This window comes from Methylomonas rosea (genome assembly GCF_024505055.1).
Lineage (GTDB): Bacteria > Pseudomonadota > Gammaproteobacteria > Methylococcales > Methylomonadaceae > Methylomonas > Methylomonas rosea.
Genome location: NZ_JANIBL010000009.1, coordinates 45,929 through 70,545, shown reverse-complemented (window position 1 = coordinate 70,545; position 24,617 = coordinate 45,929). Strand labels below are relative to the sequence as shown.

Below are 24,617 nucleotides of genomic sequence, written 5' to 3'. Positions count from 1 at the left end.
TGGTTTTACAGAAACGGGTCAGACTGATCTTCCCTCAAGCCTGTCTCGTCTTGTTGCGCTAAAACTCCAGGCGAGCACCCATTGTAAATAAATGACTTTCCACGTCCCGGTATCCAACTAGCGCGTCGTAGTTCAAGAACGCGCTAAAACCTTGCGCAAAGGTGCCCGATACGCCCGTACCTACCGTAAAATAATTGCGGTCCGGCGCGTTAGTCACCGTATTAAAGGCTAAACCGCTGCTGTTATCACCTAAAAAGCGTACCGCAATATTGCGGCTGCCGTCTTTATATTGATGATGCCATTCGCCGCGCACATTGGGCGTAAACACACCCCATGCCGTACTAACCGCATACGAAATCTGATTGCCGACTGTGGTGGTGACCGACTCGACGCCCTGATCGGCAAATGCCATGCCCCAGCCGCTGCCGCCTGATTCACTAAACCCGTCGACATCGAGTTTGATGTAATTGGCTTTTACGTAAGGATTAAACAGCCATTGTTTTACCGCAAAGTTATAGCCGCTGCCCACGCTAACCGAGTATTGGTTCCCGGTAGGCGCAGCTTTGGCAAGCGTATTCACAGTTTCACTGGGTACCGTGTATTGGATGTGCCGCACCGACGCATAATCGATGGCGCCCATGGTCGCCACACCGTCAAAATACAAGTTATCCGTTGCGTAGTAGGTACTATAAAGCGCGCCGGTGTAAGCATCGCTATCCAAGGTACCACCATTGCGGTCGAAACTGGACTCGGTGCGCGTATAGGTAAACGCAGCCCCCACGATCAAATCGCTACCAAACCGATAGTCTATCCCGGCATTAATACTGCCGCTATTTAAGTTATAACCCAGTTGATTGACATCAGTATCGACATTACCGGTGTTGTAATTGCCGTTGACGAACCCGCCCAACCGGTCCCAAACGCCGCCACTATCGCCAGCGGCGCCGCCTAGCGGGTTTGCCAGTGAAGCCAAATTGATCGGCACCGCACCGCTACCCAAGCCGGCAACCTGAAAGCCGCGAGCACCGGCTCGCAACGCGGACATGCGTCCGGCAATCGCGTTGAAAGAAGTACGCGTAGCCGAAACGCCTTGCGAAGGTATCTGCTCAGGCGAGGTTTGTTGTAGCGCGTTAAATGTCTGCGGTATTGATTGGTTAAGAGCGGAACCCACTACCGCATCGCAGCGATTCTGAAAATCGTCCGAGTTAATCCCCCGTCCGCCTGGACAGGCAATTTCAATCACATTAGCCATATTGCTCTGGCTGGAATTGATGCCGTTGGTATTTTGCAGTAATCCCTCAATAGGCGATACGGCTGCCGTGGCAGCCGAAAAGCTGAAACCTATCAGCAGCGCGCCGAGTTTTAACGGTACCAGCGGGTAGCTATGGCCGGATATTACTCCGGTCTTATTTTGCATCGTCATCATTATTTCTCCCCCCCATGAAAATGTTTATGTGCTTTAAAAACCGAAATATCAGGCCGGTAATTTGCTCTTAGCATAGACGATAACGAAAATACCTACATACTTACTGCGAAATTGCAGCAGCTGAAAGATAATAAGTGAGCGTGAAAGTCGGCATCGCTGATAGCTAAATAGTTACAATGAAACTTTATTCTTCAGTTGAGATAGCCATGCCGGATTTCTTACTTCATCAGCAACTCGCGCAAGATTGTTTCAAGGTGGGGAGTTTTAGCCTGTCTGAATTGTTAATGATGAATGATAGCCAGTATCCCTGGTTCATCCTGGTACCCAGGCGCCATAATATTAGAGAAATTTATCAGCTTGATCAGGCGGATAGACAGGCTCTGCAAGCCGAGTCTTGTCTACTTGCCGAGGCACTTGCAGACATTTATCGCCCCGACAAGCTCAATATTGCCGCAATCGGCAATCTAGTACCGCAATTGCATCTGCATCATGTGGTGCGCTATCAAACCGATAAAGCCTGGCCGGCGCCGGTATGGGGAAAGTTTGCCAGCCTGCCCTATGCGGGCGACCAGCCGGAACAACGAATGACCCAGCTCCGCTCGGCGTTGAGCCAGTATTTAATCAATTGATAATCAAATTTAATGTTTTACGTTACTGATTACTTCGCGTGTCGCAACGGCTAACATTAAACACAAGGCGTTAATAAATCCTCGTGGAAGTACTTTAGCTAGATAATAGCGCAGCGATAAGCTGAAATAACCTAGTTTTTATGTGATTGACGCTCACTATAAAAGCACGTCACAATCGATAAACGGTCGCAAAATAAGGATAGATTTTCCGAAAATTCGCATAGCTCCAGCGTGAGCGGGAATGCGTCGAAATCAGGGCAGACTGTGTAAAACTTCAAAAGCCATTGTTACTACCATGCCTATTTTCATCATCTGCTGTTTAATATTAAGTACCCTCACCCTAACCCAAAATACATTTTTACCCTTACTCAATATAGAGGCCGTATGGGTTTCCGGGGCCGGCCTTGCGTTACTGTTCCTGTTGAGCGGTTGTTTGAAATTTGCACCCAGCAAAGTATGGCACGACGGCTTTGCGACCGCTGGCTTATGGACTTGGTACGGTTACTGGAGTCCCCAATTCAGCGACGGCTCGCCTCAATTCAGCGTGTTTCCGGTCTATTTTGCCTTGCTCAGCGGTTGGATGCTGCTGGGTTTAATTAACAAAAGTCCGCAGTTTGATTGGGAATCGCAAGAATCCTTGCGTTATTTGCAAAAATATTTGTCCCGCTTCGACACTTGCGTCGTGGCTGGCTTGGTACTAGTGTGTCTGGCATTACCGGAGCACTATCTATCCTATCCTATTGCAATGACCTTCTTCATCGTCCGCAGCGCTTTTCAACGCTGCCTGGAGATCATCGATAGCCTGTAAGTTTGGGAAAACCGACTTTGTCCGGTAATCCATCGGCTTTACCGTTTCCTCAAAAAAATATTTAAGTATTGTCTGCCTGGAGCAGTGCGGAAGCCCAGCTGAAACTGAGTTACCGCCTGCTCCGGCAAGATGCCTAAAATGCCGCGGGGCTAAGCTACTTCCTTGGCCTTATCCTGATAACTGTCGATTTGATCGAAGTTAAGATAACGGTAGGTATCCGCGCTGGTTTGTTCGATGCTGGCGGCATATTGCATATACTCGGCAACTGTCGGAATCTTGCCCAATAATGAACACACTGCCGCTAATTCCGCGGAAGACAGATAGACATTGGCGCCATTACCTAAACGGTTGGGGAAGTTACGGGTCGATGTCGATACCACGGTCGAACCTTCCGCTACCCGCGCCTGGTTGCCCATGCATAACGAACATCCGGGCATTTCGGTGCGAGCGCCGACTTTGCCGAAAGTACCGTAGTAACCCTCTTCGATCAATTGGTTTTGGTCCATTTTGGTCGGTGGTGCCACCCACAAGCGGGTCGGCAAGGCCCCGGCCTTTTCCAGCAATTTACCGGCGGCGCGGAAGTGGCCGATGTTAGTCATGCAGGAACCGATGAACACCTCGTCAATCTTGGTGCCGGCCACTTCCGACAAGGGCTTGATGTCGTCCGGATCGTTGGGGCAAGCCAGCAATGGCTCGGTGATTTCGTTCAAATCGATTTCAATGATTTCCGCATACTCGGCATCCTGATCCGCTTCCATCAATACCGGATTAGCCAGCCAATCCTGCATCGCTTTGATCCGGCGTTGGATGGTTCTGACATCGCCGTAGCCTTCGGCGATCATCCATTTCAATAAGGTGATATTGGAGTTCAGATATTCGCGAATCGGCGCTTCGTTGAGCTTGATGGTGCAACCGCCTGCGGAGCGTTCGGCCGAGGCATCGGATAATTCAAACGCTTGCTCGACTTTTAAATCAGGCAAGCCTTCGATTTCTAAGATACGTCCGGAGAATACGTTTTTCTTACCTTGTTTAGCCACGGTCAACGAGCCGCTTTTTAATGCGGCATAAGGAATCGCATTAACCAAGTCGCGCAGGGTGATACCGGGCTGCATTTGGCCTTTAAAACGCACCAAAACCGATTCCGGCATATCCAGCGGCATCACGCCGGTCGCGGCCGCGAATGCCACCAAGCCGGAACCCGCGGGAAACGAGATGCCAATCGGGAAGCGGGTGTGCGAATCGCCGCCGGTGCCGACGGTATCGGGCAACAGCATCCGGTTCAGCCAGGAGTGAATCACGCCATCGCCCGGACGCAGTGACACTCCGCCACGCGTCATAATAAAGTCCGGCAAGGTGTGCTGCATTTGCACGTCGACCGGTTTCGGATAGGCAGCGGTGTGGCAGAAGGATTGCATCACCAAGTCGGCCGAGAAACCCAGGCATGCCAAGTCTTTCAATTCGTCGCGGGTCATCGGTCCTGTGGTGTCTTGCGAACCTACGGTGGTCATTTTCGGTTCGCAATAACTGCCCGGCCTAACACCGGCGACGCCGCAAGCTTTACCGACGATTTTTTGCGCCAGGGTAAAACCCTTACCGCTGTCATGAGCCACGCCCAAGCGGCGGAACACCTTGGAAGCCGGCAAGCCCAAGAATTGGCGGGCGCGGTCGGTCAAGCCGCGGCCGATGATCAACGGAATCCGGCCACCGGCGCGAACTTCGTCGAAAATAACTTCGGTTTTTAACTTAAATTCGCAAACCACCTCATCCGTGCCGTGGCGTTTGACGATACCTTGATAGGGGTAAATGTCGATCACATCGCCCATCGCCATGCCGGTGACGTCGCATTCGATCGGCAATGCGCCGGAATCTTCCATCGTATTGAAGAAAATCGGTGCGATCTTGCCGCCGATGCAGACACCGCCACCGCGCTTGTTGGGGATAAACGGAATGTCGTCACCCATGAACCACAGCACCGAATTTGTAGCGGATTTACGCGAGGAACCGGTACCGACCACGTCACCGACGTAGGCCACCGGAAAACTCTTGGCTTTCAGTTCGGTAATTTGCTGCTCGGCGTTGGTGATGCCGTCGCGCGGCATTTTCAACATCGCTTTGGCGTGCAATGGAATATCCGGCCTGGACCAGGCATCCGGCGCGGGTGACAGGTCGTCGGTATTGGTTTCGCCGGTGACCTTGAACACCGTCACGGTCAGTTTTTCCGGCACTTCCGGCTTAGCAGTAAACCACTCGGCATCGGCCCAGGATTGCAGCACTTGTTTGGCGAAAGCGTTGCCGGCTGCGGCTTTTTCTTGCACATCGTGGAAGGCATCGAATATCAGCAGGATTTGCGACAGCGCTTTCGCGGCAATCGGCGCTAACGCGGCGTTGTCTAGTAGTTCGATCAGCGGCGCGACGTTGTAACCGCCGAGCATCGTACCCAACAATTCAGTGGCATTTTCCGGTGTCAGCAATGGCGATGTCGCTTCGCCTTTCGCCACGGCTGTCAGGAAACCGGCTTTGACATAAGCCGCTTCGTCGACGCCGGCCGGAATCCGGTTTGCCAGTAAATCCAGCAAAAATGCGTCCTCTCCCGCAGGCGGATTTTTCAACAATTCGACCAATGCCGCAACCTGCTCGGCATCCAGGGGTTTAGGCACCACGCCCTCGGCGGCGCGTTCGGCTACGTGTTTACGGTATTGTTCTAGCATGATTATTTCCGGTGAAAAGATATTAGGCTTGGGATGAGTTGGCTTCGACGGTGGCTTGTTCCGCGATAAATGTGCGCATATCGTCGTTATCGACTCTGGCGTAAATATCAGCGACACTGATACTCAAACCAACCGATTCGAAGGGTACGTCGTCGCCAAGAAAATAATGGTTGGAGACCCAGCCCTCGCTACGCCGGCAGACTTCGACGTCGACGATGTCTTGTTCGATCAGCACGTATTCCTGCAACGTTGGAATAGTTTGATACAAGCGGCGTTTGAGCGTCTCGTCGCGGCGACGGGTGGGTTTTGACAGCACTTCCACGACTAGTACTGCTGCCTCGGCATAATAGTCATGGGTGGATGTGTCGTTACAGACCACCATGGCATCGGGGTAAAACAAATAGCTACCGATTTTGAGTTTTACGTCGGAGGAGAACGGTTCACATGGTTTGCCTCGCAAGTGCATATGCAAAGAGGCAGATACATTGCCTTTAATGCGCTCGTGATTTTTACTGGTTCCAGACATCGATACCAGTTCACCGTCGTCATACTCGTGCTTGGTATCGCTCAGTAGTTCCGCCGCCAGATAGTCTTCGAGAGAAATCCAGGTTTGCTCAAACTGTGGTTGCGCGCTCATAATCGCCTCCTCCGCTTATTAATCACTCCATCGCATCGACAATGGCTTGACCCATTTCCTTGGTACCGTATTTGCTTTCCGGGTTCAAATCCGGGGTTACATAAACACCGCCGTTCACGACTTTTTCAATTGCGTTTTGCATGCGAATAGCCGCTTCATGTTCGCCCAAATGATTCAGCATCATCACTCCCCCCATCATCACCGCCGTAGGGTTGGCAATATTTTTGCCGGCGATATCCGGCGCGCTGCCGTGTACCGCTTCGAACAACGCGGCGTCGACGCCAATGTTAGCGCCGGGTATCAAGCCCAAACCGCCGACCAAACCGGCGGTCAAATCGGACAAAATGTCGCCAAACATATTGGTGGTTACGACCACGTCGAATTGTTCCGGCTTCATCACCATATGCATACAAGCCGCATCAACGATTTTTTCGTCGAACTCGATATCGGGATATTTTGCCGCCACTTCCCGCGCCGCTCTCAGGAATAAGCCTTGAGTGTATTTCAAAATATTGGCCTTGTGGCACACAGTAACTTTCTTACGATTGTTATCGATAGCATATTTAAAGGCATATTCAACGATGCGTTCGGAACCGGCCTTGGTGACTACCGCCAAGCTTTCGGCGATGTCTTTAGCCGGCGTCAGATAATGTTCCAAGCCCACATAGAGGCCTTCGGTGTTCTCACGGACGATGACAATATCGACATCGTCATAACGGGTTTTTACACCCTTCCAGCTTTTTGCTGGACGCACGTTGGCGTAAAGATCGTATTGTTTGCGCAGTTCGACGTTGATGCTTCTAAAACCTTCCCCAACCATCGTGGTCAACGGCCCTTTAAATGCTACCCTGGTTTGAGCGATGGATTCCATGGTGGCATCCGGCAGTGGCGTACCGGTTCTTTCATACGCCGACATGCCGGCATCCGCCTCATGCCAATGAATTTTCGCACCCGAAGCGTTGATCACTGCCACGGCGGCGTCCATGATCGAAGGGCCAATACCATCACCTTTAATCAACGTGACGTTATGCATTCATTTCTCCTACTTGATAATTAAAAATAACAACTCACTGGGCACGCTTGGCTGTATCGCAATTGGCATCAATTCGCCCTCACGATAAAGCACCGACATAATGAGCAATAATACACAGTTTCCTAGCCCGCCGCATGGGCAAACAGCAAGCGAATCGGCCTTAACTTTTGGCATCCTAGGGCTATCCCAACCAAACACACCCGATAAATCCAGCAAAATTCATACCCAAGTACGGCAAGGCGATAATCGGCGTCCGACAAACAAAAAAGCGGTATCATCAATTTTCGCCATAGTCCCGATTAAAACTAAGCATGATCACCGTCGATAAGCTGATTTTCGAATACCCCGGCCTGCGCGCATTGGACGATGTGTCATTCAAAATCGCCGCCGGCAGCATTACCGCGCTGGTCGGCCCTAACGGTGCCGGCAAAACCACGCTGCTGCGCTGCATGGCTGCCTTGGATCAGCCGGTTAGCGGCGCGATCAATATCTCCGGCATCGACGTGTTGGAACAGCCACGGGATTGTCATCGCATCATCGGCTACTTATCCGATTTTTTCGGGCTTTACCAACGCTTAACTGTACGCCAATGCCTGCATTACGTGGCTCGCGCCCAGGGCATTTTCGAAGGCGATTGCGCCGCCGCTATAGCCGATGTCAGCCGAAGTTTGCATATCCAGGATAGATTGGAAAACAACCCGGCCGAGTTATCGCGCGGCTTGAGGCAAAGGGTAGCCATTGCGCAAGCCATCATCCACAAACCGCCGGTAGTGTTGCTGGACGAACCGGCCTCCGGCCTGGACCCGGAAGCCCGCCACGAAGTGGCAGAAATGTTTCTAGATTTGCAAGCCCAAGGTATGACGCTGCTGGTGTCCTCGCATATCCTCGCCGAACTGGAAGCTTACTGCACCGACATGCTGGTGCTGCGCCAAGGGCGGATAGTCGAGCAAGTTGCTGTGAAAGTACCATCCTTGCTCAAACCGTTTAAATTACTGCTGGCAAAGCCGGTAGATAACCTGCTTCGCCTCCTGCAATCTCTACCTGAGATTAAGGTGTTGAATAGCGACGATAAACAACAAGCCCTATTGCAAATTGACGCCGACGCCGCACAACAACACCGGATATTGAAAGCCCTCATCTCGCTGAATTTACCGGTCTGCGAATTCGCTCCAGCTACCAGTAATCTGCAAGACGCTTATCTACAAACCATCCGCCATAACTCATGAATCTGAATCCCGAATTTGAACGCCAGCTGATTTTGGAATGCTCGCTAGCCCGGCTGGTAGGTGCGCCTGTGGTGCTGAGCGCGGTCTTTACCTTAACCTATTTCCTGGATGACTACCGCCTAGGTAACATAAGCGCGCAAGCCGCATTGACGCTGTTCATGCTAATCACGCTGCTCTGGGGCACACGGCAAAGCCTTGATAGCATTGTCGAGGAATACCGCGACCGCACCTGGGATACTCAACGCCTGTCAGCTCTCGGGCCGTGGCAAATGACATGGGGCAAACTGCTGGGCAGCACCAGCATGGCCTGGTACTGCGCCGGCATCTGTTTGTTGGTCCATGCACTAGCTACCGACAATCCGGCCTCCCTACCCTTGCTGTTTTTTTACGCCATTGGCACGGCATTACTGGTTCAAAGCACCGGTCTTTTACTGGGTTTATTGGCGGTGCAACGCGGTCAGCTTAAAACCGGGTCGATACTAATTTTGGTGCTGGTGGGTTTCATTGTTTTCATGCCGTCACTGACCGATTTAACCGATACGGCAAATTATTTGCCCGGTAATTTTCAAAGCAATTCCTGGTACAGCTTGACTATTAACGCGCAGACTTTGCACCAAATAAGCCTAATTTTTGCCTTATTCTGGTGCATGATGGGCAACTATCGCTTGCTGGCACAAGACCTGGGGTTACGCAATTTGCCTTGGGCATGGCTGGGTTTTACGCTGTTTTTGATTGTCTATTTGGGCGGCTTTATTCCCAGCTCCAGCTATTCCTTTTCCCTGGCTGCTTTTGCGGTTTGCAGCGTGCTGACTTACGTCGGCGTGATCGTCGAACGACACGAACCAATGCGTATCAAACGCTTGCTGGACTATTACCGACAAGCCAACTGGCGCCGAGTGGGCGAGGAACTACCCTTGAGCGCATTAAGTTTTGCGCTAAGCCTGCCGTTTGCAATATTTCTAAGCTTTCAGGAGCAACGATTTGCCTGGCTGGACATCTCCCTGCATGCCTACCCACTAGCTATCGCGCTATTAGTACTGCGCGATTGTGCCATTTACCTATTCTTTTGCTACGGCAAAAACCCGCAACGCGCGTTTAGCCTGAGTTTACTGTGCGCCGCACTGCTGTACGGCATTCTCCCCGGCCTGTTTGGCATGATCGGCATGACGGGTATTTCGGCGGTATTCTTTCCGCTGTGGGCCGATTCGGCAATTGCCGCGTTAGTCTTTGCCGTCTTGCAATGCGTACTGATTTTACGTCTGCTCTATCAACGCTGGCGGCAAAATATTTCCTGATTAGAATAAGCTAAAAAAGTCCGTCATGCCCGCCGGGATACCCAAAGGGCACATGAGCGGGCATCCAGTGCCATAGATGGCAAACTTCGAGCTATCCCTGCTGCCTGGATTTCGGCAATCCCTGCCGAAATGACGATTTTGAGGATGCGAGAGGAACTCAGCTGAAGCAGCATGCTAATCAGGAAATATTTAAAGCATGTAGAACGTGTCTGTGCGTTAGCACACATAACTTGCTTAAGCCCGCCAGAATAGAGAAAATAAAGCCAAGCTACAAAAACAACAATAACTTGGCTATCGGAAAAACTGATGCGCCCTTTGCGCCGCACCGAGTACGATGGTTGCGACCGGGACCCGCGGCATGCGCAAACCAAATCCATTCATCGAGCATCTTGCCAGCCAGGCTTTCTTTCGGGCACCCGCCCGTCGCCCACTCGGACGTTTTCTCGATACCAAGCTGTCGCTCAGCCCCATCAAACTATTTGCTATCCCCCAGTTTGACGAAGACACCGAACGACAATTTTGGGAAGAACGTTATCTGGTGTTGCTTAGCCCCCTGAAATGGGCCTTGGGCTTGGGCGCCGCCGCATTCCTGGCCTACATCCTGCTGGATCTACAGATTGGCAATACCTCAAATACCGAAGCGTTGTTAAGGCTACCCATCGTCCTGGTGCTGGTGGGTTTATTCAGATATTTACATGGCTGCGTCGAAGCGGTAGCCAAAATCAACACCATCGCCAAACTCAGCGCCGGACTGTCCGCAGCCAATTTAATCGCCGTCTTGTTATACGACGGCAACCCCCGCTACTACGCGGAAACTTGGCCGGCCCTGCTGCCCATGTATTTTTTCAGTTACGGGCAAATGTTCATGTCGCTGCGCGCAACAATAGGCTTTGGCTGGAGCACCGCGCTAACCATGCCGCTGGCCGGTTATTGGCTTGGACTGAGCATGATTGACTTGATCCCGTCTATGCTGAATCTTTGCATCGTCAACATCTTTGGCGTCTGCACCCGCTGCCAACTGGAGGCTTACGCCCGCAAATCCTTCCGCGAAAAACGCAAGGCCCAACTCAGTGCCGACGACAAAACCCGCTTCTTACAGCAAATGGGCCACAATCTGCGCCAACCTCTGCAAGCCTTGGCCTGCTATGCCGCCGTATTGGACACCGCCCAGACAAATCCCCCTAGCAATGGCGCGGCGTTTATGCTCAATCGCATGGGCATGGTGATAGACGAATTGAACGCCGCCTTTAACCACGTGTTAGATATAGCCAACCTGGAAACCGGTCGGCAAATTCCACAACCGTCTAGTATCGATCTGAATACGCTGTTGACCGGCTTGGAAAATCAATACGCCCCGCAAGCCGCCAAACGCGGCATCCGCCTTAAAGTAGTGTTGCGCGGGCAAGAGCCTTACAACATATGCAGCGACAGCAACGTCCTGCGGCAAATCCTCGGCAATTTGCTCGATAACGCCATCAAATACACCGAGAGCGGTTGGATATTGGTATCAGCAGTGAAAACCGGCAAGCAACATCTGACCTTGCATGTCTGCGACAGCGGTCCCGGGATTGCCGAGGAAATGCGCGAAGAAGTGTTCAAGGAATTTGTCCGCAATCAGCGTCGCCAGAATGACAACAAAGTACCCGGCTTGGGCATAGGTTTGGCTTACGTCGCCGCCGCCGTCAAATGTTTACCGGAACATAGTCTGAACTTGATATGCGGCTCGCGTTTTGGCTGCGACTTTAAGCTCCAGCTACCGATTGCCGGGCCGACACTGGCTCTTCACTGTGGATTGGATAAAGACAGCGACTTCTCCGGCTACTTTGTGATGGTAGTAGACGACGACGCCGAGGTATTACAAGCCATCGCCAAGCAACTCAGAGCTTGGGGCTGCCTAGTGCATGAAGCGTCGTCATTGGCGGAAACCGCAGAGTTACTAGTCGAAAACGATAGAGACCCGGATTTATTGATCACCGACTTTTATCTGGGTAACCGGGAAACCGCCCACGACATCATCGCCGCAGTCCACACCGCCTGCGGGCCGGTGCCGACCATGATCCTATCTGCCCGCGCCATCTCGGACCAAGAAAAAATGCTGTTACCGGAACACACTGCCATCCTGCGTAAACCCGCCGGCGCGAAAGTGCTCATGGAAGCCATGACTAGAACAATGAAGACCACCAAATCCTTGGACGAAAATCGGTAATGGAAACTCGGTTTTTAACCTATGGCGACAAGTTAAGCTTTGGCAATGTCATTCCCCTCTTTTAAAAAGAGGGGTCAGGGGAGATTTTCTAAACAAATCCCTTCTCACTCACGCGCCCCACAGGCACTTTTTTTAAACGGCTAAAGCCTTGCTTCAGCTCCGACAGATGGATTACATCACAGCCTAGAGCCCTTCCGAACCGCGTTTCATTGATGAGTGGCCATCAATTCCCCACCCCCGGCTTCCCAAACACAATCCCCCGCTCAAACACCTTCACCAACAACTCAGTGCGCTTTGCTACCCCAAATTTTTGATAAATCGGCCGGAGGTGATTGCGCACCGTTTGCTCTTCTATACCCAACTGCCGGGCAATCTGCTTATTGCCTATACCTTGCACCAACCAAGTCAACACTTCAAACTCGCGCGGTGTCAGGCCTAAACTGGCCGAGTCGGTCACCTCGGGTATCTCTGTAACGCTACCGACATCCAAACTAGTTGCACGTTGTTGCCCTACTGCCGATGCCGGCAAATAAACTTTACCGGCCAATACATCTCGCAACGCATCGACAAAGACCTGCCGAGACACTGTCTTAACGATAAACCCCATCGCCCCCAAACGCAGCGCATGAAAAACCAACTCCCTATCGCCCAACCCGGAAAACATCACCACACACAAATCCGGAAAGGCTGCCTTCAATTCCGCCAGACCCGCCAACCCATCTTTACGAGGCAACTGCACATCCAGCATCACCAGATTTAACGGTGTTTGCTTTGCCAATGCCAAACCATCGTCAAAGTTTTCCGCTTCGAATACCTGCAATTCCGGAATGATTTGTTTCAACAAAAACGCAACACCCTCGCGGGCGCAGAAGTGGTCGTCTATAAGAAGGACGTTCATCTGTTAATTGCTTACCGAAGATAACGTGATGCTGGATTGTAACTCTAAACAGCCGGGTTATTAGACAGTACGTTTGTACTAGTACGGAAAGCAGCTGGATAACAGCCGTTAGTTACCGCAAAATCCGATCATAGCTAAAAGCGGTGTCAAAGCAGCGAATTTCAATATTCAATGAGTATGCGAACCATGGCCAGAAACTATCGATACAGCTTGGGCTGGCGGCCAGATTTACCGGATATACGCGACTATCAAACGGAAAGCGATACGATCCAAAAAATACTCAGCAAATCGGAAGCCTTAAAAGCCACGCCCAAACAATTACCGGCTTCCGTAGACCTGCGGTCTTGGTGCTCGCCTATCGAAGATCAAGGTGATTTAGGCTCATGCACCGCCAATGCAGGTGGCGGCCTGATCGAATATTTCGCGAGCAGGGGCTTTTAATAAACTCCAGGGAAATAACGTGGAGTGATAATGACTACGGAAGGAGCCTCATAAATATATCCTGTATGGAATGACTGAGTGTTTTTTAGTCATTGCCTAAGGTGGAGAGATGGATACCAATGTGTCTATATAATCAACAACTTCTATGTTTAAAATAATTCATAAATATAATGATATATGGTGGGCATTATATTGCTGTGTTCTTATTTTTCTGGATACTGGGTGCGCTTGGATCGACCAAAATGGAACAAAACATCACTTAATATTAGGCTTGGGATATTTCAGTGAGGCTAAAATAGACGGCATGGTAGCAAACGATTTGGCTGTGGCAGGCCTAACATATGACAACGGTATAAGTCTCGGATTGGTGAGGAGTTACCGAGTGGAAATTGATCCAAGTTTAGATATCAATATTTTAACATCTATTAAGACGGATCCATTTAGCCTGGAAATAAAACACATCAAAGACCACAATCATTAAAAATACATCCAATAGGAATACAAAATGAGACACTTAAAAATATCAAATCAACTTCTATGTTGCTTTTTTATACTTACCATAGGGTCTGCTTGCCAAACAGTATATAGAGAAAACATTGTTTCCAGCATCAATACTGGTATCGGATTATTCCTTGCGGAAAACCCTCAAACAGAACTATATGAAATTAAGGCTGGTTATGTCAGGAGTCAATACTATTCAATTCCTACAGGTAAAATAGTGAAAAACGAAGATAAAAATGAAAACATTCCCGACCAAACCGATAAAAGGTCAAATCAAGCAGACATAACTCCTGAAGTAGTAAGTGGGATTAAAATGAGTTCTGGAGTTGAAAATTTATTTTTAGATATGAATGTTTCAGAAAACTTCGCGGTTGGCAAGGCTGCTGTAAATAGTCCTGCCGCGGTTGCCATGTATATAGCTACTGCAGCTAACGAAAATACTGCTTCCAGCGCAGCTAAGGCCGTTAATAGTGTTAGCCCTTCAGCTATGAAAGCAGTGATCCAAAAAGATGGCGATGTCAAATTCAAAAGCAAGGAAATTATTGATTACCTAGCTCCTGATGGAACCCTGAAAACAGAGAGACTTGCACCAGCGTTATCTGGGACTGGCATAGAAAATAAAATAGATAAGATAAATTCCGCTGAAACACTCATAGATATTTTAAAAAAAAATGAACTAGATATTGATGATATATATAAAAAAATAGCCACTTTACGAAGCAATCAGAAGGAAAAATAATGACAACTCTATATGTGATAGTGTGCGACAGCACCGAAGAAGCTGAAATTGCCAAGGCTTGGTTCGCCAAAGGTGACTTCAAGAATATTCAAGTAAAACAATATGACGAGTGCAAATACTACGAAATAGAAGGGAGCGCACCCAACTTTAGTTTTGCCCAGAGATTTGGTCGCATGTCAGATCATTTATTTGAAGTTAGAGCAGAAAAATAGAGTATCCACCTACCACAATACATTCACGACTAATAAGTCATCTAGCGCGAATGGAGGTATCAAAATTGAAGAATATTTTAGTGGTATTCGCTTGTCGGAAGCCAAACCAAGACGCCAGCAGTAGGCCTACGCTTGTAAATATTAAGGAGCAAAAATGGCTAGAGATATAAGCAAAGCAGTTGAATTAATTAAATCGTTTGAAGGCATACCTGATGGTGATCCATCAACAGTCAATTTAGATGCTTATCTATGTCCGGCAGGTTACTGGACGATTGGCTGGGGACATGTGGTAATTGACTCGAACGGGAATATGGTCAAAGGTGTTTCTAATAAACCTATAGCCCGTGCAATTTATCCCAATGGCATCACAAAGGCCGAGGCAGAAATTTTGCTACAAGACGATGTCAGAAAGTTTTCTACTGGCGTTGAAGACGCAATACATGTTCAGATTAGCGATACACGCTTCTGCGCCTTAGTCAGCTTCGCATTCAATATTGGAATTGGCGCATTCAGAGACTCAACATTGACGAAACTATTAAACCAGGGCGAACCAAATCAAATACCCTCTCAACTTTTACGTTGGACAAAATCTGGCGGTAAAGAATTAGCTGGTTTAAAACGAAGAAGAACTGCCGAAGCGGAGCTCTGGAATTCCGTAGCCTCTTAAAAAATTGGAGAATAAAATGTCGAATTTGAATATTGGCGGGGCAGTAGCGCGCAATTTTGGCGGATCTTGGACACATCGTAGAAGAATTATTTATTGGACTCTCGCATTTTGTGCGTTTTGTATAATTTATTTACTACTTTTCGGAAAAGGAGATAATAGACTACAGGAAACAATCGCTGAATCTGCTTTTTTCCTTGCTGGAGGCGTAATCGGGTCCTATGTATTTGGCGCAGTATGGGACGATAAAACTTCAGTAAGCTCAACAACCAAATCAGATGTCAGTACTGAATCAAAAAACGATACCGTTACAGGTACCGATGTAATTGATGACCCTGACAAATAGGAAATGACCGTTTCAAAAATTGCGGATTTAATAAGGAGCCACAAAATGGGTAGTTTCAAATTGGGTGAAAAATCGCTAAAAGAATTAGATGGTGTTCATACAGATTTAGTAGCGGTTGTAAAACGAGCCATCGAACTATCAGTACAAGACTTTTCTGTTCACGATGGTATTCGCACCTTAGAGGAGCAAAAGGAGTTGGTCAGACAGGGCGCATCTCAAACATTGGATTCCAGACATATCACCGGACATGCTGTCGATTTAGTGCCATATATAAACGGTAAGTTACGCTGGGAATGGGAACCTATTTATAAAATTGCCGATGCAGTTAGGATCGCCGCCAGCGAGTTAGGTATTCCGTTACGCTGGGGAGGCGCTTGGGATGTTACATTTACAGAAACAACCGACTCGCCGGCGGATTTAGTAGCAGATTATGTTGCTCGACGGAAGAAAGCCGGGAAAAAAGCGTTTATTGATGGCCCACATTTCGAATTGCCAAAAACCAAATATCCGTAGATGTAACGCTGCGAGTTTCCTATTTCCTACGGTAAACTTTGGGAACACTCAGAGCAGTTAGAATATTGCGTGTTGGCCCGAATTCAAAATTGTTGGAGCCAGAAGGGATATCCGACTGTTCAGTCCCAATCGAAAAAATGTAAGGCAACAGCATGTCTATCACCCTAGGCCCCATCATTGGTCACACCACCGACACTTCCGTAAAAATCTGGATACGCGGCGCGAAAGGCCCTAATCATGCCAGTCGCGAGTTTTGTTACGGTGCTTTTGATCTGTACGACGGTGCCAAATTGGTCGCGTCGAAATATTGCTTTTTAAAGGACTATTACGATTTTACCGGAGTAGTGAAATTCGATGGCTTAAAAGCCGATACAGTTTATCGATTGGAATGCGGGCTGGTTTATAAGCGTGACGCACAAGCGCCGGCTACCGATGTTTTGGTGCAGGGACCAGTCGTGAATAGCACCGAAAAAGTCGGCACGACTTTTAAAACCCACCGGCCCAGCGACGATACCACGCTAAATTTTGTGTTCGGTTCCTGTCGCTATTTGTATTGGGATAACGTGTTTTTGAACGATGCCGAAAAAGGCGACAAGACTTTCCGTTCCATTTTCACTCAGCATCAACAGAACCCACTGGATTTCTTCTTGGCGGTCGGCGATCAGGTGTATGCCGATCCGTTGAATAAGTTGCACGAATATTCCAATTTCGACGAGCTATGCGAGATTTATCGCAAGTCGTTCAAGCTGCCAAATATCCGCGAGTTGATGAGCAGCGTGCCGACCTACATGATCCTGGACGATCACGAAATTCGTAACGACTGGTCGAAAAACCAGATGCGCGACGAGAACAGCGGTTTTTTCGCGACGCGGATGCGGGCCTATGCGTCATATCAGCACCTACATAACCCGGACACGCCCAATGGCCAGTTTTGGTATCACTTCGAGAAGGGACCCTTTCCGTTTTTTGTAATGGATACCCGCACCTTGCGGATTAGTGAAGCCACCAGTATCGAAGGTAAAACCATGCTCGGCCGCGAGCAGCTCAATGCGTTTTTGGAATGGTTACATCAACACCGCAATGCGCCGGTGAAATTTGTAGTATCCAGCGTACCGTTCTTCCCCGACCCAAAGCCGGCCAAAGGCAGCGAGGACAAATGGGCCGGCTTTGACGACGAACGCAGTATGATCCTGGAATTCATCCGAGTGGAAGGCATTAGCGACGTGGTGTTTTTATCCGGCGACGTGCACAACTCCAGTTTCGCGCGGATGCGTTGCTACCAGGATCAGCAATTTCTGTTGACCTCGCTGGTATCATCACCGTTTTATTGGCCCTACCCGCACGAAAGCAAAAGCGACTTTTATGGCGACAAGACGCTTGAATTTATGCAGTGGTCTGACAGTAGCCGCCGACTCCGCGACCGCATCGAATACCGCTACGAAGGCGAAGGCTTCATTGGCGACGAGAGCTTTACCCGAGTGTCGGTAGACATTGGTAAGGGCAGGCCTTGGTGTAGTGCGGAGATTTTTGATCGGAAGGGTCAACTGTTTCGTCAATATTCCCAACCGTTTTTGTTTTAGGGCTTGCCAAAATATTTCCTCTCCCTCAGAGCAGTTTGTTTTATATACCCTCATCCTAACCTTCTCCCGGAGGGAGAAGGGATTGTCGACTTTAAGACTATCTATTAGTTACAGCACTGGTGCCAAGTACTAGGGGTTACTTCCCACCGCCAATCAACGCTACCATCTCCTCCCGCTGAATCACCTCTTTCTCTTGCAACAGCTCAGCCAACTTATCCAGATAACCGCGTTTCTCGCTCAATATCTTTTGCGCGCGGCGTTCGGCGTCTTCGATTAAACCCTTAATTTCCGCATCGACGACACGCGCGGTTTCTTCGCTGTAGTTGCGTTGTTCGGACATATCGCCGGGCAGGAATTGCAGTTGCTGGCGTTGGCCGTAGATTTGCGGACCCAGCTTTTTGCTCATGCCCAAATAGCAGACCATGTTGCGGGCGATTTCGCTGGCTTTTTCAAGATCATTTTGGGCGCCGGTGGAGACGCTTTGCAGCGCCAGTTGTTCGGCGACGCGACCGCCGAGCAGAATAGCCAACTGGTCTTTCAGCTCGTTTTCGGTAGACAGGTATTTTTCCTCGACCGGGAGCTGCAAGGTAAAACCCAGAGCGGAGACGCCACGCGGAATTATCGAGATTTTATGCACCGGTTGGCCGGTCGGCACGTTTTCGGCAACCAAGGCGTGACCGGCTTCGTGATAAGCCACCCGGCGCTTTTCGTCCGGGCCGAGGATACGGTTTTTCTTTTCCGGACCGGCCATCACTCTGTCGATGGCGGCTTCAAAATCGGCCATGTTGACGGTGTCGCGGCCGCTGCGCGCGGCCATAATCGCCGCTTCGTTGGCGATGTTGGACAAATCGGCGCCAACGAAACCGGGGGTGCGTTTAGCAACCGTGTTTAAGTCTATGTCTTTGTCCAATTGCATGGCTTTGCTGTGCAGTTTCAGAATAGCCACGCGGTCGATCAGGTCGGGTTTGTCGACGACGATTTGCCTATCGAAGCGACCGGCGCGCAGCAAAGCCTTATCCAAGATTTCCGGACGGTTGGTCGCGGCCATCACCACCACGCCGGAGGTGGCGTCGAAGCCGTCCATTTCGGTGAGCAGTTGATTCAGGGTTTGCTCGCGCTCGTCGTTACCGCCCATGATCGCCGGGCCGCCGCGAGAACGGCCGATCGCATCCAGTTCGTCGATGAAGATAATGCACGGGGCTTTTTGCCGGGCCTGCTCGAACAAATCCCGCACCCGCGCCGCGCCGATACCGACAAATAGTTCGATAAATTCCGAGGCGCTGATGTTAAAAAACGGCACCCCGGCTTCGCCAGACACCGCGCGGGCCAACAGCGTTTTACCGGTACCCGGCGAGCCGACTAGCAACACGCCTTTAGGCATGCGGCCGCCCAGTTTTTGCAGTTTTTCCGGGGATTTTAAAAACTCGATGGTTTCCTTCAATTCCTGCTTCGCGCTTTCCGCGCCAGCCACGTCGTCGAAGGTGGTTTTGGAGGTTTCCTGCTGGATACGGATTTTATTACCCAAGTTCAAAAAGCCGCGACCTGCGCCGCCGGTCATTTTCGGCAGCAACCACATCCACAGCCCGGCAAAGATCGCGACGGGAATCACCCAGTTAAACAGTAAATTACTCAGCCAGTTGTCGCCGCTTCTTACCACATATTCGACTTTATGCTCTTGCAGGTTTTTAACCAACGACTCGTCCCACAAGGGCACGGTGAAGAAATGCTTGCCGATTTTCTTGTCTTCTTCTTTTAATGTGCCGTTGATGAAACGCTGAGTGACGACGGCGTTTTCGACTTTATTGTCGTTAACCAGGGTAAGAAACTGGCTATAGGGTATTTCCTGGCCCTGGATGCGTTCGCCGCCGGCGAATAGCGACAGTACGAAAATCCCCAAAAGCACGTATAACCATATCGGCGAACGCTTCGGCTCGCTGCCGTCGGGCTGGTCGGCACCCGGTTTAGGTTTGGCTTGCGCTTGCCAGGTCGATTTAAGCCAGGCCCCAACCACGCATAAGAATTTGACAAAAGCCTGATAAAGTTCGGTTAGTTTTTGCTTGTCTATCATGACGCACTCCCCTTTTGTAGTTATCGGGATACTCCAAAAACCGTTACTTCGGCTTGCCATCAAAGGCAGGCATAACGCATTTTTTGAGGTTCCTTTGTTCATTTACTGTACTCCAGTTTTACCTGCTTTTATCGCACAATCAAATGTATCGAGCCGGAAACATTTTCCTGATTAGCAAAACGCTTCAGCTAAACCAAAAAAGTCCTTCATGCTCGCCGGAATACCCACAGAGCAAAAGATCGGGCATCCAGCGCCACGGATGGAGAGCTTCGAGCTATACATGCAATCTGGATTTCGGCAATCCCTGCCGAAATGACGACTTACGCGACGTGCCTTTGAATTAGCTGAAGCAGTTTGCTAATCAGGAACGTTTTTAAAATTCGTCATTCCTCGGTTGCAAATCTAGTTTTTTAACTATCCCTAGGCCCCCGCTTTCGCGGGAGCGACGAGAATTTAGGTATCTGTAACAATGAAGCATTCCCAAAATAGATTTAAGGTCAGTCCTACTAAATCCAAGTACTTTTTGGTATTCAGCAAGTGAAGAATGCATCCAAACCTTCGGTATTTTCGTACATCTCTACACAACCGAATTTCGGCATAATCACCTCATCAATTGAGTTGCTGTTTCGTCGCGTTTGCTATTTAATGACCAACGGTCAAAGCAACCCGGGCGCACGGCGTCCCGCAACTCATTTTTCCCAACTTAGAAGGAGGGACAAAATGTCAAACCCGCTTAGTGAACTGATCGGCAAGTTATTCACAGACCCGGTCGAACAAGTCGGCATCGCTCTGCCATCCGCTGCTTTGGTAGCAGTGTTTTTTAATTATCGAGAGCAAATTCATCCTGCCCTGCTTCGTCTACCCGACCCTTTCGCTGCCAGCACGGCCGGCGCACTGATTTTTCTGGTATTGACGCTGGCAGTCTCCCTCGTCGTCAAGCGCCTGTCGCACGACTTACTCAATACCACTTACGATTATTTATACCGAGACCGCAAACGTCTGAAGTCGGATAGTTGGTACCGGCGCGCGCAAAATCTGGCTTTATCCACGAACGACCCCTTGCTGAGTAAATATCACGAAGCCTTGGATAGGCTCCGGGACAACGATAATCCGGTGGTCGCCAAGGTGGAAGCCCTGCAAATTCAATCCAAACTGGCGCGCAGCTTGACCTTGATATTGGCGATCTTTACGTTGGTATTGTTAATTGAAAAGTTGATGTTACTGGGCTTGGTCTGCGGCGGTGTTTCAGGATTAATGCTAGCCAGTTTTTGCAAGGAACGGTGGGCCGCATCCGAAATGGTTTATCAAGCGCTTTACGAAACCTATTACCGCCAGGAACGCCGACATCCGATATGGACTTCGCCGATGATTCGTATCAACAAACCGGTACAACAGTCATGCGAGACCGAAGCTATAGAATAATTCGCAGATCGAAAATACCGGCCCGTAGTCGCAGAGAACGAATACTAGACCGGCAGATATAGCGGGTATATTATCCGCCCGGCAAGCCTAACTAGAGACCTTAATCGATCAACCAGATCGTTACCAAAAAGGCGGACTTATGCATAAACCCACGTATCGACTTAAAGCCCTGGTTTACGCCGGGCTGAGCCTGCTCCCGCTCACCGTTGCCGCGCAAACCGCGGCCGTTAACGGCGAAGACAAACCCATCGCCCTGTCCATTCACTTTTTAATAACGCTGGGCATCCTGGCGGTGGTTGTACTGGCCTTTTTACTGTATTTGCGGCATCTGCAAAAAACCTTTTTGGAAACCTGCACCCGCGAAAAGCAACTCGCGCTGTTCTTCCAAAGCCCGGCCGGTCTGCCGGAAGGGACGATACGCGGCGTGATTGCGATGTTGATCGTCACCGCTTCGATGCTATTTTTGGCCTTACCCAACAACCAGTTTCCGGACGTATTGGGCGGCATCCTCGGCACCATCATCGGGTTTTATTTCGGCGCCCGCGGGCAAAATCGCGATTCGGAAAGCGCCGCCTTGCAGCAAGCCCACGAAGCCACGACCCAACGCGATGAAGCCGTCAGTCAGCAACAACAATCCAAAACCGGTTCCATGCTGGAAACCGTCAGTACCGGCATCGACATGGCCCGTAGCGTAGCCGGTCTACTGCCCAAGGAAATTGGCGGCAAATATGTCGATCTGGCGAATAAAGTCGAAAAAGGCGTGAATGTCGCCAAAGGCCTGATGGGCGAAGGCAAAATCGAAGATGCACTGCACGCGGTCACCGACACGCAAAACACGCTGGAACAGGATGGACCGTTGACAGACATCCTCGGCAGCGCGGTGAAAACCTTCGGTGCTACGCTGGGCACCTTCATGCCGCCGGCGGCCTTGATCGCGGCCGTGGTGGCCGGTACCGTCAAACTGACCGGCATTTATTATCAAAAATGGAAAGCCCGGATTTTGCACATGCCCTTCTCGCCGGCGGCCGGTTTGACGCTGGAACCGGTCGACGATAACACCGGCTTCATGTTGTTGCGGCAAAGTCCGTCATTTCGTGACGCTTTCCAGGCGCACATGGAAAACCCCAAGTTTCTGAAAGACGCGGTTAACGATTTCATCGGCAATGCCGATTCGGCTGAATTATTCGAAAAATATGCCGAACTGGGCGGCTTTAAAACCTTAGCGCAATTTGAAGAAGGCCTGGACGAATTCCATCGCGCCGCCGCCGACCGCGAATTGAAATCCTTGATCCTGGCCCGTGACCCGGCCATGTTCGGTAACACCGGCGGTTACGAGTCGGTGTTGCAAGCCGTCGACAAACTGCACCAAAACCAGGATGCATTAAAAGACCTGGATAGTTTGATCGTGGTGACGGAAAAGCTGCAAGCCGAGGACAAGCCGGTTGCCGGCATGATCAACAAAATTCTGGAGGGCCACGCATCATGAAGCCGAACTTTAAAATCGTCATGCCCTTGCTAATAACGGTTTTGTCAGTCTCCGGCTGCGCTACCCGGCAATTGAAAAACTTTAAAGAAGCTGCCGCTGCAAACAATTGGCAGGAAATCGCCGCAGCAGAAGTTGATTGCAAAGCCGACGACGCAGCCTGTAACCAGCTGCATTTGTTAAAAGGCGATGCCTGTTACCGGCTAGCCAAACAAAACACCGACAGCGTCAAAAACTACCAATGCGCCGCCGAGCAACTCGAACAAGGCATTCACCTGACAAGCGACTGGGCCAACGCCGAGGCCGTAGTCGGCAAACGTGCCCAGTATTTCGAAAACTGGTGCGAGTCGTTGCGCTTACTGCGTAGCGAACAAACCAGCACCGCTGCCGCCACGCCTTACAATCAAAAGCTGCACACTTGTGCCCGCGAGTTTCTGCAAGCCCCCGGCGATTTAAAACCGGCCGCCACCTTTTTTCTGCACAACGCCGAACTGGCCGCGATTCGTTTTCAAATCAACGATACAGGCAGTTGCCAGGCGCTGAAGCACTTACAACAAAATGAAAGCCAAGCCGCCGCGCAGGCCGCCCAAAGCCGCTACGCCGACCATCATCGGCGCTTGTTAAACGACATCGCCGGGATCAAAGCGTCAATTCCCGGCTGCCCATAAGCCTTTAGCAGATAGGAGCAGGACATGGCCTTTAGTCGCCCTCTTAAATTTCAACTGCCTATGCTGCGCGGCCGCGATGTTCTTGAAGTACAAACGCGGTTAAAAAGCTTGCAGATCAACGGTGTCGGCCAGCCCGACGGGCTATTCGGTGCGAAAACCTCCGCAGCTGTCGTGGCGTTTCAATCCAGTCGAGGTTTGGACAGCGACGGCATCGTTGGCCCGTTAACCTGGAGTAGTTTGTTCCAGGACGACAGCTTCCCGAATACCCAACGTCCCGCCGCCAACGACGCCGGCAGTACCATCATCGGTCAAGATTTACTCGACAAATTAAAAGCCAGGCATGCCTATCAAGACAGTGTCTCCTGGCAATTAAGCGCAAACGGCTTACTGATAGGTAACGACACTGCGCCATTAGGTAGCGGCGGTGAGCCGAAAACAGTTGCCAAAGTCTGGAGTCAGTACAACAGCCCGTTGACGCATTGGTCCACAGAGCTGAATGTGCCGGTCGAACTCATCATCGCCACCATCTGTACCGAGTCGTCCGGCAATCAAAACGCGGTACGCGAAGAACCCGGCTTTATCGACGAAGTGCGCACGCCGCATAGGATCTCGCCGGGCTTGATGCAAACTTTAATTTCAACCGCACGGGCGGCCTTGAATAAAGACGACATCGACAAAGCCTGGTTATTAATCCCCAGCAATTCGATTCAGGCCGGCACCGCCTACATCGCCGGGCAATGGAAACAAACCCATTTCGATCCACCGAAAGTGGCATGCGCTTACAACGCCGGCGGCATCTATCGTAACGACTCGGCCCGCAATCGCTGGAAAATGCGCCAATATCCGATCGGCAGCGCCGAACACGCCGACCGCTTTGTCAAATGGTTTAACGATTGTTTTGTGTTTTTCGAGAACAACGGCGGCGCGCCCGAGTGTAGTTTTTTTAATGCTTTACGCAAATAAGTTTGACTGCTTCACCTGACTCTTAGACTCCCTGAAGCTGTCATTTCCACCAAAGTGAGCGCCGGTAGACCACCGAGCGAATCCAGGCAACAGGTCTCCCACCTGCATCGGCAGTCGTAAAATCTCCCTCTCCTCGCGGGAGAGGGTTGGG

At 50.4% G+C, this 24,617-nt stretch carries 23 protein-coding genes; 17 read left to right on the top strand and 6 right to left on the bottom strand.

Annotation, left to right across the window (positions count from 1 at the left end):
- Positions 1-58: 58 nt before the first annotated feature.
- On the bottom strand, positions 59-1,426 hold the full coding sequence (locus tag NP589_RS04535) for an autotransporter outer membrane beta-barrel domain-containing protein (RefSeq protein WP_256605918.1): 1,368 nt from the start codon (positions 1,424-1,426) through the stop codon (positions 59-61).
- Positions 1,427-1,632: 206 nt separating this feature from the next.
- Between NP589_RS04535 and NP589_RS04530 the strand changes: the two genes are divergently transcribed.
- Together NP589_RS04530 and NP589_RS04525 are read left to right on the top strand one after the other, a co-directional pair.
- Positions 1,633-2,055 (top strand): HIT domain-containing protein, encoded by a 423-nt coding sequence (locus NP589_RS04530; RefSeq protein WP_256605917.1) that lies wholly within the window; start codon positions 1,633-1,635, stop codon positions 2,053-2,055.
- Between the two features lie 433 nt (positions 2,056-2,488).
- Positions 2,489-2,863: a DUF2975 domain-containing protein gene (locus tag NP589_RS04525; RefSeq protein WP_256605916.1), complete on the top strand. Its 375-nt coding sequence runs from the start codon at positions 2,489-2,491 to the stop codon at positions 2,861-2,863.
- 149 nt (positions 2,864-3,012) lie between these two features.
- On the opposite strand, the gene acnB is transcribed toward NP589_RS04525, so the two are convergent.
- From acnB to NP589_RS04510, 3 genes are read right to left on the bottom strand one after another with little or no spacing between them, the layout of a single operon-like run.
- On the bottom strand, positions 3,013-5,571 hold the full coding sequence (gene acnB / locus NP589_RS04520; protein ID WP_256605915.1) for a bifunctional aconitate hydratase 2/2-methylisocitrate dehydratase: 2,559 nt from the start codon (positions 5,569-5,571) through the stop codon (positions 3,013-3,015).
- Positions 5,572-5,593: 22 nt separating this feature from the next.
- On the bottom strand, positions 5,594-6,208 hold the full coding sequence (locus NP589_RS04515) for a Uma2 family endonuclease (protein WP_256605914.1): 615 nt from the start codon (positions 6,206-6,208) through the stop codon (positions 5,594-5,596).
- A gap of 22 nt (positions 6,209-6,230) precedes the next feature.
- A complete protein-coding gene (locus tag NP589_RS04510; RefSeq protein ID WP_256605913.1) occupies positions 6,231-7,241 on the bottom strand; it encodes an isocitrate/isopropylmalate dehydrogenase family protein in 1,011 nt (336 codons plus the stop codon).
- Positions 7,242-7,552: 311 nt separating this feature from the next.
- Here NP589_RS04510 and NP589_RS04505 point away from each other — a divergent pair, with 311 nt between their 5' ends.
- From NP589_RS04505 to NP589_RS04495, 3 genes are all read left to right on the top strand, one after another.
- A complete protein-coding gene (locus tag NP589_RS04505) occupies positions 7,553-8,467 on the top strand; it encodes an ABC transporter ATP-binding protein (RefSeq protein ID WP_256605912.1) in 915 nt (304 codons plus the stop codon).
- On the top strand, positions 8,464-9,762 hold the full coding sequence (locus NP589_RS04500) for an ABC transporter permease (protein ID WP_256605911.1): 1,299 nt from the start codon (positions 8,464-8,466) through the stop codon (positions 9,760-9,762). Before NP589_RS04505 ends, NP589_RS04500 begins: the two co-directional genes overlap by 4 nt.
- 358 nt (positions 9,763-10,120) lie before the next feature.
- Positions 10,121-11,968: a hybrid sensor histidine kinase/response regulator gene (locus tag NP589_RS04495; protein WP_256605910.1), complete on the top strand. Its 1,848-nt coding sequence runs from the start codon at positions 10,121-10,123 to the stop codon at positions 11,966-11,968.
- Positions 11,969-12,191: 223 nt separating this feature from the next.
- On the opposite strand, the gene NP589_RS04490 is transcribed toward NP589_RS04495, so the two are convergent.
- Positions 12,192-12,866, bottom strand: a complete 675-nt coding sequence (locus tag NP589_RS04490; RefSeq protein ID WP_256605909.1) for a response regulator — start codon at positions 12,864-12,866, stop codon at positions 12,192-12,194.
- A gap of 171 nt (positions 12,867-13,037) precedes the next feature.
- Here NP589_RS04490 and NP589_RS04485 point away from each other — a divergent pair, with 171 nt between their 5' ends.
- From NP589_RS04485 to NP589_RS04450, 8 genes are all read left to right on the top strand, one after another.
- Positions 13,038-13,307 (top strand): hypothetical protein, encoded by a 270-nt coding sequence (locus NP589_RS04485; protein ID WP_256605908.1) that lies wholly within the window; start codon positions 13,038-13,040, stop codon positions 13,305-13,307.
- 145 nt (positions 13,308-13,452) lie between these two features.
- Entirely contained in the window at positions 13,453-13,788 is a 336-nt protein-coding gene (locus NP589_RS04480; protein ID WP_256605907.1) for a hypothetical protein, read from the top strand.
- 24 nt (positions 13,789-13,812) lie between these two features.
- Positions 13,813-14,547: a hypothetical protein gene (locus NP589_RS04475; RefSeq protein ID WP_256605906.1), complete on the top strand. Its 735-nt coding sequence runs from the start codon at positions 13,813-13,815 to the stop codon at positions 14,545-14,547.
- On the top strand, positions 14,547-14,759 hold the full coding sequence (locus tag NP589_RS04470) for a hypothetical protein (protein ID WP_256605905.1): 213 nt from the start codon (positions 14,547-14,549) through the stop codon (positions 14,757-14,759). The genes NP589_RS04475 and NP589_RS04470 overlap by 1 nt, the downstream gene beginning before the upstream one ends.
- 154 nt (positions 14,760-14,913) lie before the next feature.
- Complete coding sequence (locus tag NP589_RS04465; protein WP_256605904.1) at positions 14,914-15,426, top strand: lysozyme; 513 nt, start codon at positions 14,914-14,916, stop codon at positions 15,424-15,426.
- Positions 15,427-15,442: 16 nt separating this feature from the next.
- Positions 15,443-15,769 carry a hypothetical protein gene (locus NP589_RS04460; protein ID WP_256605903.1) on the top strand — a complete coding sequence of 109 codons (327 nt, stop codon included), beginning with the start codon at positions 15,443-15,445 and terminating at the stop codon, positions 15,767-15,769.
- 45 nt (positions 15,770-15,814) lie between these two features.
- The gene (locus NP589_RS04455) at positions 15,815-16,282 is read left to right on the top strand and encodes a M15 family metallopeptidase (protein WP_256605902.1); all 468 of its coding nucleotides are present in this window, start codon (positions 15,815-15,817) and stop codon (positions 16,280-16,282) included.
- Between the two features lie 152 nt (positions 16,283-16,434).
- Positions 16,435-17,862, top strand: a complete 1,428-nt coding sequence (locus tag NP589_RS04450; RefSeq protein WP_256605901.1) for an alkaline phosphatase D family protein — start codon at positions 16,435-16,437, stop codon at positions 17,860-17,862.
- A 136-nt stretch (positions 17,863-17,998) separates the two neighbouring features.
- On the opposite strand, the gene ftsH is transcribed toward NP589_RS04450, so the two are convergent.
- Positions 17,999-19,930 carry an ATP-dependent zinc metalloprotease FtsH gene (gene ftsH, locus NP589_RS04445; protein ID WP_256605900.1) on the bottom strand — a complete coding sequence of 644 codons (1,932 nt, stop codon included), beginning with the start codon at positions 19,928-19,930 and terminating at the stop codon, positions 17,999-18,001.
- Positions 19,931-20,650: 720 nt separating this feature from the next.
- On the opposite strand from ftsH, the gene NP589_RS04440 reads away from it, so the two are divergent.
- From NP589_RS04440 to NP589_RS04425, 4 genes are all read left to right on the top strand, one after another.
- A complete protein-coding gene (locus NP589_RS04440; protein ID WP_256605899.1) occupies positions 20,651-21,352 on the top strand; it encodes a hypothetical protein in 702 nt (233 codons plus the stop codon).
- A gap of 139 nt (positions 21,353-21,491) precedes the next feature.
- Positions 21,492-22,838: a hypothetical protein gene (locus NP589_RS04435; RefSeq protein WP_256605898.1), complete on the top strand. Its 1,347-nt coding sequence runs from the start codon at positions 21,492-21,494 to the stop codon at positions 22,836-22,838.
- Positions 22,835-23,503, top strand: a complete 669-nt coding sequence (locus NP589_RS04430; protein WP_256605897.1) for a hypothetical protein — start codon at positions 22,835-22,837, stop codon at positions 23,501-23,503. Before NP589_RS04435 ends, NP589_RS04430 begins: the two co-directional genes overlap by 4 nt.
- Before the next feature lie 24 nt (positions 23,504-23,527).
- Positions 23,528-24,466, top strand: a complete 939-nt coding sequence (locus NP589_RS04425) for a peptidoglycan-binding protein (RefSeq protein WP_256605896.1) — start codon at positions 23,528-23,530, stop codon at positions 24,464-24,466.
- Positions 24,467-24,617: the final 151 nt, after the last annotated feature.

Excerpts from the sequence above, each read along its gene's own strand:
- NP589_RS04465 (WP_256605904.1), top strand. The coding sequence starts at position 14,914 with ATGGCTAGAGATATAAGCAAAGCAGTTGAATTAATTAAATCGTTTGAA.
- ftsH (WP_256605900.1), bottom strand. The coding sequence starts at position 19,930 with ATGATAGACAAGCAAAAACTAACCGAACTTTATCAGGCTTTTGTCAAA.
- NP589_RS04425 (WP_256605896.1), top strand. The coding sequence starts at position 23,528 with ATGGCCTTTAGTCGCCCTCTTAAATTTCAACTGCCTATGCTGCGCGGC.
- NP589_RS04440 (WP_256605899.1), top strand. The coding sequence starts at position 20,651 with ATGTCAAACCCGCTTAGTGAACTGATCGGCAAGTTATTCACAGACCCG.
- NP589_RS04470 (WP_256605905.1), top strand. The coding sequence starts at position 14,547 with ATGACAACTCTATATGTGATAGTGTGCGACAGCACCGAAGAAGCTGAA.
- NP589_RS04455 (WP_256605902.1), top strand. The coding sequence starts at position 15,815 with ATGGGTAGTTTCAAATTGGGTGAAAAATCGCTAAAAGAATTAGATGGT.
- NP589_RS04475 (WP_256605906.1), top strand. The coding sequence starts at position 13,813 with ATGAGACACTTAAAAATATCAAATCAACTTCTATGTTGCTTTTTTATA.
- NP589_RS04490 (WP_256605909.1), bottom strand. The coding sequence starts at position 12,866 with ATGAACGTCCTTCTTATAGACGACCACTTCTGCGCCCGCGAGGGTGTT.
- NP589_RS04495 (WP_256605910.1), top strand. The coding sequence starts at position 10,121 with ATGCGCAAACCAAATCCATTCATCGAGCATCTTGCCAGCCAGGCTTTC.
- acnB (WP_256605915.1), bottom strand. The coding sequence starts at position 5,571 with ATGCTAGAACAATACCGTAAACACGTAGCCGAACGCGCCGCCGAGGGC.
- NP589_RS04480 (WP_256605907.1), top strand. The coding sequence starts at position 13,453 with ATGTTTAAAATAATTCATAAATATAATGATATATGGTGGGCATTATAT.
- NP589_RS04510 (WP_256605913.1), bottom strand. The coding sequence starts at position 7,241 with ATGCATAACGTCACGTTGATTAAAGGTGATGGTATTGGCCCTTCGATC.
- NP589_RS04430 (WP_256605897.1), top strand. The coding sequence starts at position 22,835 with ATGAAGCCGAACTTTAAAATCGTCATGCCCTTGCTAATAACGGTTTTG.
- NP589_RS04450 (WP_256605901.1), top strand. The coding sequence starts at position 16,435 with ATGTCTATCACCCTAGGCCCCATCATTGGTCACACCACCGACACTTCC.
- NP589_RS04530 (WP_256605917.1), top strand. The coding sequence starts at position 1,633 with ATGCCGGATTTCTTACTTCATCAGCAACTCGCGCAAGATTGTTTCAAG.
- NP589_RS04535 (WP_256605918.1), bottom strand. The coding sequence starts at position 1,426 with ATGATGACGATGCAAAATAAGACCGGAGTAATATCCGGCCATAGCTAC.
- NP589_RS04485 (WP_256605908.1), top strand. The coding sequence starts at position 13,038 with ATGAGTATGCGAACCATGGCCAGAAACTATCGATACAGCTTGGGCTGG.
- NP589_RS04515 (WP_256605914.1), bottom strand. The coding sequence starts at position 6,208 with ATGAGCGCGCAACCACAGTTTGAGCAAACCTGGATTTCTCTCGAAGAC.
- NP589_RS04435 (WP_256605898.1), top strand. The coding sequence starts at position 21,492 with ATGCATAAACCCACGTATCGACTTAAAGCCCTGGTTTACGCCGGGCTG.
- NP589_RS04460 (WP_256605903.1), top strand. The coding sequence starts at position 15,443 with ATGTCGAATTTGAATATTGGCGGGGCAGTAGCGCGCAATTTTGGCGGA.
- NP589_RS04500 (WP_256605911.1), top strand. The coding sequence starts at position 8,464 with ATGAATCTGAATCCCGAATTTGAACGCCAGCTGATTTTGGAATGCTCG.
- NP589_RS04505 (WP_256605912.1), top strand. The coding sequence starts at position 7,553 with ATGATCACCGTCGATAAGCTGATTTTCGAATACCCCGGCCTGCGCGCA.